The sequence below is a fragment of the Corynebacterium sp. UMB2355A genome, from assembly GCF_033877495.1.
Lineage (GTDB): Bacteria > Actinomycetota > Actinomycetes > Mycobacteriales > Mycobacteriaceae > Corynebacterium > Corynebacterium pseudogenitalium.
Window position 1 is genome coordinate 614,201 of the sequence record NZ_CP138855.1, and the last position, 12,704, is coordinate 626,904.

Consider the following 12,704-nt stretch of genomic DNA (forward strand, 5'->3'; position numbering starts at 1 on the left):
CCCCGGCACCGACATTCAGGATGTGCGTACCGCTCCTAGAACAATTTCTCCACACGCGGCGTACCGACCGGCACAAGCCGCTGGCCATCAACACGGTACGTGCCCTCGATGATCAGCGACGGCGCGGCCATCGCGTCGCGCTCATCGGCCGCGCCGTACTTGAGCATGACCTTGTCGCCTTCCGTTTCGAAGACGTAGAACGGCCTGCGCGCCTCTGGTCGCTGTGGCTCAATGGTGAGGCCATTCCCGTAAGGTCCGGTTTCTACAAAATTGAGGTTTTCGTCCAGCAGGAAGAGGCTCTGTGGCCAAGCAGTGCCTCCTGCATAGCACTGCGCTACCAGCAGAATGCGATCCTTCCCATCGACGTTGAGCCACTTCGCATTGACGCCTAATGGCTCGTCGAATGATTCCCCGATGCGGGTATTAATGTCTACAAACCCATACTTATACCGGACAGCAGACTCCTCCAGGCGCCCGTTAATAAGGCGTCCACCATAATGTCCGCACACCGCCGGAATTTTCATGTTTAGCATCTTGTGCTTTAGGTCGGCCGAAATATCGGGTGTGTGCTGGGGTTGATCCTTACCCTTGTCCTGATCCTTGTTCTTGCCTGGGTCCTTGCCCGTGTCTGGGTCTTTACCGCAGCCAAGGTCCCACTCCTTCTTCACCAATTCACTAGTCAGTTCCAGGCTCAAGAACTCCATCTTGGACCAACCGCCGAGTACTCCACCGAGTGGCGATTCCACAGTGATCTCACCCTTTGGCGCGTTCAGGGCCAACGACCCAGTGCATGTGTCGTTCTTTCGGTCGGCCTGACCCGCCAGACTTGCGCCAAGCGCGCCATTAAATGTCTTCCACAAAGCTGCGGTAGCCTGCACACCGGGCTCAAGCCGTGCGGTTAACGTGCTCTCAACCTCGCTAAATTCTGGTTTGAACGTCCCCGGGGAAGCTTCACGGGAGATTTGTTTCAAACTCCGACTATCTGCGTCATACTTAAACCCGATAACGCCCTCCTTCGAAGCTTCTAATGAGAAGCTCCTGGCCCGCTCAGCTGACAGTTCAAGTTCAAACGTTGGCTCAACACCAGTGTCCATATACACCCACACCGGTCCCACTGGGAACAGCCAAGGTCGCTTCTTGCCAAACCGCTTCTGCAAGTAATCCTCCGCCGCCTTACCCAAGTCTTCGCCCACGTCAATCTTTGACCCAGTCTTTACCTCGAACTTGGTGTAAATCTTCGTCTTGAGCTCAAAGCTCTTATCTGCCTCTTTCTCGACAGCTTCCTTATTGATGCCCAACTCTGGGCTCACGCTGACACCACCAGTGAGTTCCGCTTTCGACAAGGCATCCTTCTTCACCAGCCTCTTCGATTCCGCAAGCTTCTTCAGATCAGCTGTAAGCTCAAGCTTTGCTTCCTTTTCGGCATCCGCTGCTGGCATCGCATTGATCTGCGCGCCAGTCACTGGGTCGATGATCGTCATCGGCTCGGCAGTCATCAGGCGGCCCTGGAACTTCACATCGCCCTTCGTGTACTCAATGATGTCATCCAGGATCGCAGGTTTCGTCTCCACCGTGACGGCGGTCGTCCCTTCTTCAACCTTGACGATCTTCGCCATCGCCGCCCCCGGGAACTTCGCGCTCGGCGGGATCGAAAGCACGTCGCCCTCGCGGAGGTGCAACTGCTCGAATGCCTGCTTGCTCAGTTCGAGAGTCGAACCGATCTGCCCGGCGCCTCTCGGGAACAGTGCTGTGGCTTGCTGCGTCGAAAAGTTCCGGGCCTGCGAATTCACCTTATAGATGGCCCCGTTATCCGCCCGGTACTCATCCGGCTTCAACCCCAACCGCGAGCTCCCCTCACCACTCGAGGATCCGCCCTGCCCGCCCTGGGCCTTCGTCACCGTTGCTGCAATCGTCGCGATAATCGCCAACAACCCAAGCACTGAGGCAACACCGACCAGCTCCCCAGGCAAGACGACACTCCCAATCCGCAACGGCTGCATCTTCGGCAGCTGCACACCTGCCGCATACGGATCCTCCACACTCGAACCAAACTCAGGCTCACTTGGCGCAGCCTGAACCGGAGCGGTCATCGATCCCGCCCCCAATGCCAACGACACACCCACCGCAACGGTCGCGCGACGCCAGCCCCTCACATTTCTTCCCATGAGTTCCCCTTTACAGCGAATAGCTCCGCAACCAGCGCAAAGCCAAAGTCTTTTCAATTGTTGAAAGCAGCCTACAACAAATACACAGCTTCCACTACGACTTCTGCAAGGCAGTTCCTAACTGTTCTGCGGAGCCTGTGCCACAATGACTTCCCGTGAGCCGAACATCGAAGAACACCGCTGTCGGCGCCGTCGTTGTCGCCGCGGCGCTCCTCCTCAACACGCTCCTGCCCGGCAATGACAAGGGCACCACGGCGGGAGACCCCACCTCCTGCCCGAACCTCCCCGCAGAGGCCTGGGACACCATCGACCTCATCGAGTCCGGCGGCCCCTACCCGCACCCGGAGGACGATTCGCGCTTCGGCAACTACGAAGGCACCCTCCCAGAGGAACCGCTCGGCTACTACCGCGAATACACCGTAGACACACCGGGCGTGCACCACCGCGGGCTGCGACGGATCGTAACCGGCGGCGGAGCCGACGGCGTCGTCGACGAGTGGTACTACACCGACAACCACTACGACACCTTCTGCGAGGTGCAGCCAAGGTAACCAACTGGGGGAAGGTGGCGTCTCGAGCACACTCGGGAAATTGTGAACAAAATTGCTACACTTCCAACGCATGGGGGAATTCGCAGCGCTGCGCGCACACATTCACAGCCTTCGGGGACGCACAGTACTAGCTCAGCGGCACAAACAGGCCGTCGCGAGCGGGACTATGGTGCAGATTGGGAGGTATGGGGCCGTCGAAAAGCGGTGGTGGGGCACGCTTGACCCCGACACCCGCCGCATCGCACGAGCCCTCATCCACGGCCGCGAAAACCGCAAAGCCGCCATCGTTGGGCGCACCGCCGCGCGCCTCCACCGCCTCCCCGTGCCGCACCTCGGCCGACAGCCCGAACTCACCGAAGTCGCACTGCCCAACGGCACCTCCATCACCCGCAGCAAATGGCGCCCCGGCCTCCACTATCGACGCCAAATCCTCCACACAACCGACACCATCGCCGGAATCCGCGTCGCACCCCTGCCCGAAACCATCGCGGGCATCTTCAAATGGGAGCCACGCGCGCAGCTCTACCCCGTCCTCAACCACCTCAAACACATCGGCGGCCACGAGGACACCATCACCGCAGCCATCTGGGCCCTGCCCCACCAACGCGACCGCAACACCCTCCAACTCTGCTGGGAGCGCGCCACCCACCACCCAATCGCGCCCGAGCTCAGCTACCTCGCCACCGCCCTCCTCTCCCACCACGCACTCCCCGCACACTACTGGCACACCCAACCGCACCGCGTCATGTACGGCACCCACTTCGCCCTCGCACTCACCGACGCCCCACTTTTCGACGACCACTGCGCCCCCACCGAAACCAGCTGGGTCCGCACATTGCACGTCCCCGTGGAAGCACTCCACCGCGACCTCCGCGGCACGATCAACCTCATCGCCGACACCGTGCGCGCCACCTACCACGGCCGTCCACATTGCGACATCTGCCGGGGCCCGCGCGAACCACTGCAATATGTTGACAGCTCCCCACGCGACGCAACCATTGAAGCCTACATCGCACGGATTAGCAGATTCCCCGACGATGAGCGGCCCGAAGGCCTTCTTCCCGCGTGGTGATTTTGGGGTGGCATGTGTGCTCTCGAGCGGAGTCGGGAAATTGTGAACAAAATTGCGTGTGGTTGGAGTCACAAAATGCGCAATTCTATTCACGATTTTCCGAACAATCTCTCGAGGCATATCCCCACCCCACACGAGCCGTCGCCGACGAGAACCTCCGAGAGTGTTCAGAAAACGCCGGAAATGAGCTGTGAGGTGTGGCATACTTTCCGCAGTTGTGACTCAAGACACTGAAAGAAAGGCGACCGCATGAACTCGCTCTTCCTCGTACTCATCGGGCTGGCGATGCTGCTCACCGGGTACCTGCTCTATTCAAAGTTCCTGGGCCAGCGGGTCTATAAGCTCTCTGAGAGCTATGAGACCCCGGCGCACACCATGGAGGACGGCGTGGACTACGTGCCCACCAACAAGTACGTGCTGTGGGGCCACCACTTCACTTCCGTGGCGGGCGCCGCGCCGATTATCGGCCCGGCAGTCGCTGTGATTTGGGGTTGGCTGCCCGCATTCCTGTGGGTGACCTTGGGAACGGTGTTCTTTGCGGGGATGCACGATTTGGGGGCGTTGTGGGCGTCGCAAAGGCATAGGGGCCAGTCGATTGGCACGTTGTCGGGGCGCTATATCGGCGCGCGTGGGCGCAATCTCTTCCTCGTGGTGATTTTCCTGCTGCTGCTGATGGTGAATACTGCGTTCGCGGTGGTGATTTCGAATCTGCTGATCGCGACGCCGTCGGCGGTGATTCCGACGTGGGGCGCGATCCTGGTGGCGGTGCTGATTGGGCAGGCGATTTACCGCCTGAAGTGGAATCTGCCGCTGGTGTCGGTGGTTGGTGTTGTGGCGCTGTACGCGCTGATGGTGATTGGTGACCGCGTGCCGCTCGCGCTGCCGGAGACGGTGATGGGCATTCCGGATCGCGGTATCTGGATCATTTTGCTGTTCGTGTACGCGTTCATTGCGTCGATGCTGCCGGTGTGGGTGCTGTTGCAGCCGCGTGATTACATCAATGGTCTGCAGCTGTTTGTTGGTCTGATTATTCTGTACGCTTCGTTCTTTATTGTGCGTCCGGAGATTGTGGCGCCGTCGATTAATGAGGCGGTGCCGGAGGGCACGCCGAGTATCTTCCCGCTGCTCTTCGTGACGATTGCGTGTGGTGCGGTGTCTGGCTTCCACGGCATTGTTGCTTCGGGTACGTCGGCGAAGCAGTTGGATAAGGAGACGGACGCGCGCTTCGTCGGGTACTTCGGTGCGGTTGGTGAGGGCCTGCTGGCCCTCGGCACGATTGTGGCGACGACGGGCGGCTACAAGACGATCGCGGATTGGGAGAACGTGTACAACGAGTGGAACGCCGGTGGCGTCAACGCCTTCGTCGAAGGCGGCGGTGCGTTGATGAACCAGGGCCTGGGCATCCCGACGTCCCTGTCGGCCACGATTCTGGCCACCATGGCTGTCCTCTTCGCTGCGACCACGATGGACTCTGGTGTGCGTCTGCAGCGCATGGTCGTCGGCGAGATCGGCCAGATTATGGGAGTGAAGCTCTCCGGCCTGGCAGCCACGATCATCGCGGTAGGTGCCGCACTGGGATTGACGTTCTCGACGGGCCTCGACGGGTCCGGCGGCATGATCATCTGGCCGCTGTTCGGCACCACGAACCAGCTGATGGCCGGGCTGACCCTGGCAGTCCTGGTGGTCATCCTGACCAGGCTGCGTCGCCCAACGCTGCCACTGCTGATCCCGCTGGCGTTCGTCACGCTCATGTCACTGTGGGCGGCGGTGCTGCAGCTGCGCACCCTCTTCGAGGCAGGCAACTGGCTGCTGCTCGCTATCGACGTCGTCATTATTATCTGCGCGATCTGGGTCATCGTTGAGGCGATCACCGCGATCAGCAAGGCGCGCCGCGAGCCAGCCGTCGACTGGGAGGACACGCCAGTCCATGAGCCTGCGCAGTAAGCTGGCCGCGCTCGGCGCGGGCCTCAGCGAGTTCTACCAGGCGCCCTACCGCCGCGAATTCGCCCGCGCCGCACGCGAGGAGGACGACCTGTTCACCCTGCTCGTCGCCTCCGAAATGCTCGGCATCCCGAACCCCGCCAGCTACTACACACTCGAACTCCTCCCCCTGCTTTACGACGACTTCCACGCTTGGCACACCCGCATGGGCATGGAACGCTCACCACTCGATGGGATCTCATGTTGCTAGACGCCCCAGTCATGTTCTTCGGTGGCAAAGGGGGCGTCGGTAAAACGACGATCTCCGCCGCCACGGCCGTACGCCTCGCCGCGCGCGGCGGCCGCGTCCTGTTGGTCTCGACGGACCCCGCACACAACCTCGGGCACATTTGGGGCACCACGCTTGACGACGCCCCCACCGCCCTCGAACCGAACCTCCACGCCATCGAGCTCGACCCGGCAACTATCACGGAGCAGCACCTGCGCGCCGTCGGCGAATCGATGCGCGCCATGATGCCCGAACGCCTCCACCGCGAAGTGGACCGCCACCTGGAGATGTCACGGCACTCCCCCGGCCTGCACGAGGCCGCACTCCTCGAGCGCATCGCGGACCTCGTCGCAGAGCGCGGCGACTACGACCACATCATCTTCGACACCGCCCCCTCCGGCCACACCTCCCGCCTCATGGCACTCCCCGAGGTCATGGCCGCCTACACCGACGGCCTCTTGGCCCGGCGCGATAAGTCCGATAAGTTCAGCGAGCTCGTCCGCGGGATGGGCGGCACTTCCGGGAACAGCGGCTCCCCCGTCGACCGCCGCAATCAGCAGATCCGCTCCACGCTGCTGAAGCGCCGCCGCAAGTTCGAGCACCTCCGCGCCGTGCTCACCAATCCCGCCCAGTGCGTCTTCCACATCGTGCTGACCGCCGAACGCCTGCCGGTCATGGAGTCGATGGAGTTCTACGAGGAGCTCACCTCCCACGGTGTGCACGTCGGCGGGGCCGTGGTGAACCGTCGCACGCCAGATGAGGCCGGTTCATTTTTGGCGGGACGGCGCGAGGTGGAAGCGCGAGCGCTGGAGCTGCTTGACCTTCCGGTGCCGATCCTTGAGCTTCCGTGGCTTCCGGGCGAAATTGGCACGCGGGATGCGCTCGAGCAGATCGCTGGATTCCTCTCCACGTAGAGGTAGAAGGTGTCGTCTCGAGCGGAGTCGGGATTTTGTGAACAGATTTGCTTGTGTGCCGAGTCACAAAAACTACAATTTCGTTCACGATTTTCCGAATAATCTCGCGAGGCATACCTCTAGTAGAAGCCGTCGAATGCGGCGGCCTTCTTCGCGGTGCGCTCGAGGCGCGACTCCGTCATCGAAGCGATCTGGTCCACGATGACGCGCTCGCGCTCCAGATCTGTCTCGGCGGCCTCGAACCACTGCTGGAACATCGTGTCCAGGGTGCCCGGCGCGCCGGCGCGCAGGTACTCGTGGACGTGGAAGATGCGGTCGCGTTGCCGGTCCTGGCGAGCGAGGTGCGCGGGCTCGTCCATCACATAGAGCACGGCGACGGTCTTGAGAAGACGGACCTCTGCCTCCACGTCGCGCGGGACCACGAGGTTGCCGTGCTGTCTGCCCAGCACGTTGTTTGCTTCGTCGGTGAGCGTGGCCTGCGTGACCCCGCCGACGTAGCGCCCGACCAGCTGGGAGGTCAGCGCTTTGAGTTGGGTCCAGGACTGGAGAGTGAAGTCGAAGTCGGCGGCTGCGGCGATGGCGGGCAGAGCGCGGAGGCGGTCGGCGGCGTCGATGAGGGAGTCGGCGGTGCCGCCAAACGCGGCGGCACCTTTCTCGGCGAGGGCGGCGAGCTCGACGAAGTCCCAAAGGACTTGGAGGGACACGCGAGAGGAGACGATGCCGTCTTCGACGTCGTGGACGGAGTAGGCGATGTCGTCGGCGAAGTCCATCACCTGTGCTTCCATGGGCGGGCGGTTGTCGGTGTGTCCGGCGCGTGCCCAGGCGAGGATGTCGGCGTCTTCGTCGTAGGCGGAGTATTTGCGGTTGATTGTGCCGTCGGGGTTGGTGCGGGTCCACGGGTATTTGGTGGCGGCGTCGAGGCTGGCGCGGGTGAGGTTGAGGCCGTAGGTGGTGGCGTCGATAATTATTTTTGGTTCGAGGCGCGCGAGGATGCGTAGGGTTTGTGCGTTGCCTTCGAAGCCGCAGGGGGCAGCTTCGTTGAGGGCGTTTTCGCCGTTGTGGCCGTAGGGCGGGTGGCCGATGTCGTGGGTGAGGCCGGCCATTTCGCATAGGTCGGGGTGAAGGCCGAGTCCGGTGCCGATGCCGCGTGCGATCTGGGCGACTTCCAGCGAGTGGGTGAGGCGGGTGCGGGGTGTGTCGCCGTCGCGGGGGCCGACGACTTGGGTTTTGTCGGCGAGGCGTCGTAGCGCCGCGGAGTGGAGGACGCGCGCGCGGTCGCGGGCGAAGGCGTCGCGGGTGTCTGCGTGGGGCGCGGTTTGGGCCCCTTTGGGGGCTTCGGGGGCGCGGCGTTCGACGTCTGCGGCGTTATAGGTGTACACGCCTTCTGAGCGTAAACGGTTCCGGCACGTTTCTGTGTGAGCGACTACCCTCATTGGCATGACTAAGCGCAACTACCGTCTCTTGGCCGCTGCCCCGCTGTTCGTTGGGGGCGCGTTGCTGGCTGTCGCTCCGGTGGCGCAGGCTGCAGCGCCGTCCGTGTCTGTGCTGGCACTTCAGCCCAGCTTGTTGACGACGCCAGTCACCGACGAAGCTGGCGTCCTGACTCCTGGGGAGATTTCCCAGGTTGAGGACGCTATCGCGCAGGTCAGCGCGCAGAAGGGTCGCTCGGTGCGGGTGGTGTTCCTAGATTCCTTTGAGGGAACGCCGCCGTCGGAGTGGACGGAGGACGCGGTGCGGGCCAACGGGCCGAACACGGCAGTCATCGCGATTTCGCCGAATGAGCGCGCCTACAGCGTGACTACTGGCGAGCAGTGGTCGTCTGCGGAGGCGGACGCGATTGACCAGGCGGCGTACGCGAGGTTGGTGCAGTCTGACTGGGCGGGTGCCGCGCTGGCCGCGGTTGAGGCGGCCGGCAGCGCTAGTGCTGGTTCGGGTGGCACGGGTTCGGGCTCAGGCGGCGGCGAGGCAACTGGCCTGATTGCCGGCGGTGCCGGGCTCGCCGCGGTTGCTGGTGGCGGGTACTGGGCTGTGTCGCGTCGTAAGAACAAGCAGCACCGGGAGGCGCAGGTGGCGTCGGCACGCGAGCTGGCACCCGGCGATGCGGATTCGTTGAACCGCCTGCCTACCGCCACCCTGGACACGGTGGCGCAGGAGGCGCTCGTCGCTGCCGACGAGTCCGTGCAGCAGGGCCAGGAGGAGCTGCACCTGGCTACCTCTGAGTTCGGCGCGGACCGCGTGCGCCCGTTTACCGCCGCGATGAACTCGGCGACCACTGCCCTGCAGCGCGCGTTTCGCACCCAGCAGGCGCTGCACGACGCCATCCCGGAGACCGAGCCGGAGCGCCGTGCCATGCTCATCGACATCATTACGTCTGCCCGCACCGCCGAGGCGTCGCTGCGCGCAAAGACGGAGGAGTTCAACTCGATGCGCGGTGTGCTGATGCGCGCGCCGGAGGAGATCGAGAAGGTGATGCAGCGCACCGTGGATCTGCGCTCGCGGCTGGAGCCGGCGAAGCAACAGCTAGCGGCGCTGCGGGAGCAGTATCCCGCCCAGATGCTGTACTCCATCGACGGCAACGTGGAGCTCGCCGCCGAGTCTCTCGACGAGGCCGAGGCGCAGTTGGACAAGGCCCGCGGTCTTGCCGCGCGTCCGGCCGGTGAGCAGGGCCCGCTTCTCGACGTCCTCTCCGCCGCCACCCGCGCCGTCGAACTTTCCGACCACAACCTGTCAGCCATCGAGCACGCCGACGCGAACATCCGGACAGCGAAGGAGAACCTCTCGTCGCTCATTCAGGAAATCCGCGACGAGATCGAGCAGATCGCGCAGCTTAAGGGCGCGCGTGCGCAGGGCGCTGACATCGACGTGGCCGCCCTCGATCGAGCTTCCGCGACCGCCCGTGAGGCTATCGCCAACATCGGCGACCGCGACACCACCGACCCGCTGAGCCTGTACGCCGACTTGAGCGACGTGGACGCCCAGCTCGACGCCGAAATCGAACGCGCCGAGGGTGCCGCCCACGACCAGTCACGGGCCCTGACCATGTTCGACCAGCAGATGCAGGTGGCCACCACCCAGATCCAGTCCGCCGAGGACATGATTCGTTCCCGCGGCCGCATCATCAGCTCGCAGCCGCGCACCCTACTGGCGCAGGCGCAGCGCGAGTACGCGGAGGCCCAGCAGCGCCGCACCAGCAACACCCGCGAGGCCATCGAGTACGCCCGCCAGGCAACCACCACCGCGCGTCGCGCGATCCAGGCCGCCAAGGACGATCTGGATCAGTACCGCCGCGCCCAAGCCCGCGATACCGCGAACTCCATGGCGCAGGCCGTGCTGTGGGGATCGATCCTCTCCGGTGGCGGCAACCGCGGGGGAAGCTTCGGTGGGGGTGGTTTCGGTGGAGGCGGCGGCTTCTCCGGTGGCGGCGGTGGCGGCGGGATGACTACCCGCGGCGGCACCTTCTAACCGGCTAGTAGCGCAGCCTGCGCGTGGGCGTATCCACGTACGTGAGCGCCCACGTTATAAACAGCAGATCCCCCACGAGCGCCTCGGAGGCGCAGTCCCCCAGAACGGTCACCTCCAACTCCCCGTTGAGGTGGCCGTTTGTCGTTGCGACGGTGGTGCCGCGGGCGTCGATAATGTCGCGGCAGCGCCCCCGGGTTCTGCGCACCGTGTACGGCCTGCCGCCGCACTCGGCGGCGTAGCGCGCCACCGTCAGGCTCGTCTTGCGTAGCAGATAGCGCTGGCCGCGCTCGTCGACCCCGCGCAGCGACGCAGGGGACGTCGACACCATCGTGATGCGGTGGCCGTCCGCGGTGATCGTGGCGCCCTCCACGGTTGCCACCGCCGCATCGGTGCCTTCGAGCGCCGCACCGCGCCACCACACCGTGGTCATTAGAGGAACATCACCAGCACGATGATTCCCGAGAACAGCAACAGCGTGCCGATCAACGCATTCGAAATCCCGAGCTTCTTCGCCTCCAGGACCTCGCGGCTTACCCACGCCAGGCCGGCCACGTCGGTGGCAGGCAGGGTGGTCTCGCCCTCGAACTCGAGGATTGCCTTGCGCACCCCGTTGTGGTCCTGGGTGAACTGCGCGACCTTCTCGCCGGCGGCGTCGTTGACCACCCAGTTCTTGCCCCACTCGTTGACCAGCACGTAGGAGCGCTCCCCGATGTGCACAGGGATCTCCTTCGCGCGTGCCAAGGAAGCGGTGGCTTCCACCACTGTCTCACCGTTACACTTCGCCACCGCGCCGGACTCAGGGGCGACCAGCAGGTCCCACTGCTGCCCGCCCACCGTTGCGGACTCGTGCGTGAATTCGCCGAGTACCTCCGGGCCGGCCTCAGCCAACAGCTTCGGGGCGTCGCGCTGCGTGCGGTCCCAGCTTACGTAATGCATGGCGAGTGCCTCCTAGCAGCCGATTAGGCGGGTAGCCAGGTATGCCTCGAGCTCGTCGATCTTGACGCGCTCCTGCTCCATCGTGTCACGCTCGCGGACGGTCACGGCGCCATCCTCAAGCGAGTCGAAGTCGAAGGTCACGCAGAACGGCGTACCGGTCTCGTCCTGGCGGCGGTAGCGACGGCCGATCGCGCCGGAGGTGTCGAAGTCGACGTTCCAGTGCTGGCGCAGCTTCGCGGCGAGCTCCTCAGCGGGCTCGGCAAGCTCGGACTTCTTGGACAGCGGCAGCACAGCAACCTTCACCGGCGCCAGGCGTCGATCCAGCTTCAGCACCACGCGGGTATCCGTGCCGCCCTTGGCGTTCGGGGCCTCTTCCTCGTGGTAGGCGTCGACAAGGAAGGCCATCAGTGCGCGGCCAAGGCCTGCTGCAGGCTCGATGCAGTACGGCGTCCAGCGCTCGTTTGCTGCCTGGTCGAAGTAGGACAGGTCCTCGCCGGACTTCTCGGAGTGCGTGCGCAGGTCGTAGTCCGTGCGGTTCGCGATGCCCTCGAGCTCGCCCCACTTGGAGCCGGTGAAGTTGTAGGCGTACTCGATGTCGACGGTGCGCTTCGAGTAGTGCGACAGCTTCTCCTTCGGGTGCTCGTACAGGCGCAGGTTATCCGGGTTAACCCCCAGGTCAATGTACCACTGCAGACGGTTGTCAATCCAGTACTGGTGCCACTCTTCGTCCTCACCCGGCTTGACGAAGAACTCCATCTCCATCTGCTCAAACTCACGGGTACGGAAAATGAAGTTGCCCGGCGTGATCTCGTTGCGGAAGGACTTGCCGATGTTCGCGATACCGAACGGCGGCTTCAGACGCGCCGACGTCATCACGTTCTTGAAGTTCACAAAGATGCCCTGCGCCGTCTCCGGGCGCATGTAGTGCAGGCCCTCCTTGTCGTCGACCGGGCCGAGGTACGTCTTCATCAGGCCCGAGAACTCACGCGGCTCAGTCCAGTTGCCCGGCTGGCCCGTCTCCGGGTCCTTGATGTCAGCCAAACCGTTTACTGGCGGGTGGCCGTGCTTCTCCTCGTAGGCCTCCAGCAGGTGGTCAGCGCGGTAGCGCTTGTTGGTGTACAGCGACTCCACCAGCGGGTCCGTGAACACCTCCACGTGGCCCGATGCCTCCCACACCTGACGCGGCAGGATAATCGACGTATCCACGCCGACCGTATCCTTCCGGGACTGCACCATGTGCTTCCACCACTGGCGCTTGATGTTTTCCTTCAGCTCGACACCGAGCGGACCGTAGTCCCATGCAGAACGCGTACCGCCGTAAATTTCACCGGCCGGGTACACAAGGCCACGGCGCTTGCAAAGGTTAACAACGGTATCGATCTTGCTGGCTGACAT

11 protein-coding genes are annotated in these 12,704 nt (G+C 63.7%); 6 read left to right on the forward strand and 5 right to left on the reverse strand.

The genetic code is table 11. The features are described 5' to 3' along the window. Window positions 1–35: 35 nt before the first annotated feature. The gene (locus R0V12_RS02985) at window positions 36–2,165 is read right to left on the reverse strand and encodes a hypothetical protein (protein ID WP_320072809.1); all 2,130 of its coding nucleotides are present in this window, start codon (window positions 2,163–2,165) and stop codon (window positions 36–38) included. A gap of 155 nt (window positions 2,166–2,320) precedes the next feature. On the opposite strand from R0V12_RS02985, the gene R0V12_RS02990 reads away from it, so the two are divergent. The 5 genes from R0V12_RS02990 (at window position 2,321) to R0V12_RS03010 (ending at window position 6,911) form a co-directional block, all read left to right on the forward strand. Continuing rightward, complete coding sequence (locus tag R0V12_RS02990; protein WP_320072810.1) at window positions 2,321–2,716, forward strand: guanyl-specific ribonuclease; 396 nt, start codon at window positions 2,321–2,323, stop codon at window positions 2,714–2,716. A 70-nt stretch (window positions 2,717–2,786) separates the two neighbouring features. Next, entirely contained in the window at window positions 2,787–3,788 is a 1,002-nt protein-coding gene (locus tag R0V12_RS02995) for a hypothetical protein (RefSeq protein WP_320072811.1), read from the forward strand. Between the two features lie 249 nt (window positions 3,789–4,037). After that, window positions 4,038–5,732: a carbon starvation CstA family protein gene (locus R0V12_RS03000; protein ID WP_256042244.1), complete on the forward strand. Its 1,695-nt coding sequence runs from the start codon at window positions 4,038–4,040 to the stop codon at window positions 5,730–5,732. After that, complete coding sequence (locus tag R0V12_RS03005; RefSeq protein WP_256042243.1) at window positions 5,716–5,979, forward strand: cory-CC-star protein; 264 nt, start codon at window positions 5,716–5,718, stop codon at window positions 5,977–5,979. Before R0V12_RS03000 ends, R0V12_RS03005 begins: the two co-directional genes overlap by 17 nt. Continuing rightward, complete coding sequence (locus tag R0V12_RS03010) at window positions 5,970–6,911, forward strand: ArsA family ATPase (protein WP_320072812.1); 942 nt, start codon at window positions 5,970–5,972, stop codon at window positions 6,909–6,911. The genes R0V12_RS03005 and R0V12_RS03010 overlap by 10 nt, the downstream gene beginning before the upstream one ends. Before the next feature lie 119 nt (window positions 6,912–7,030). Here R0V12_RS03010 and R0V12_RS03015 read toward each other — a convergent pair whose 3' ends face one another. Beyond that, window positions 7,031–8,344 carry a deoxyguanosinetriphosphate triphosphohydrolase gene (locus R0V12_RS03015; RefSeq protein WP_320073008.1) on the reverse strand — a complete coding sequence of 438 codons (1,314 nt, stop codon included), beginning with the start codon at window positions 8,342–8,344 and terminating at the stop codon, window positions 7,031–7,033. 4 nt (window positions 8,345–8,348) lie between these two features. Here R0V12_RS03015 and R0V12_RS03020 point away from each other — a divergent pair, with 4 nt between their 5' ends. After that, window positions 8,349–10,373, forward strand: a complete 2,025-nt coding sequence (locus tag R0V12_RS03020) for a TPM domain-containing protein (RefSeq protein WP_320072813.1) — start codon at window positions 8,349–8,351, stop codon at window positions 10,371–10,373. A 4-nt stretch (window positions 10,374–10,377) separates the two neighbouring features. Here the strand turns inward: R0V12_RS03020 and R0V12_RS03025 are convergent, their stop codons facing one another. Genes R0V12_RS03025 through R0V12_RS03035 form a run of 3 tightly spaced genes read right to left on the reverse strand, consistent with a single transcriptional unit; the run spans window position 10,378 to window position 12,704 of the window. After that, window positions 10,378–10,803: a hypothetical protein gene (locus tag R0V12_RS03025; RefSeq protein ID WP_320072814.1), complete on the reverse strand. Its 426-nt coding sequence runs from the start codon at window positions 10,801–10,803 to the stop codon at window positions 10,378–10,380. Further along, window positions 10,803–11,309: a hypothetical protein gene (locus tag R0V12_RS03030; protein WP_070362095.1), complete on the reverse strand. Its 507-nt coding sequence runs from the start codon at window positions 11,307–11,309 to the stop codon at window positions 10,803–10,805. Before R0V12_RS03030 ends, R0V12_RS03025 begins: the two co-directional genes overlap by 1 nt. A 12-nt stretch (window positions 11,310–11,321) precedes the next feature. Further along, complete coding sequence (locus tag R0V12_RS03035) at window positions 11,322–12,704, reverse strand: glycine--tRNA ligase (RefSeq protein ID WP_070362094.1); 1,383 nt, start codon at window positions 12,702–12,704, stop codon at window positions 11,322–11,324.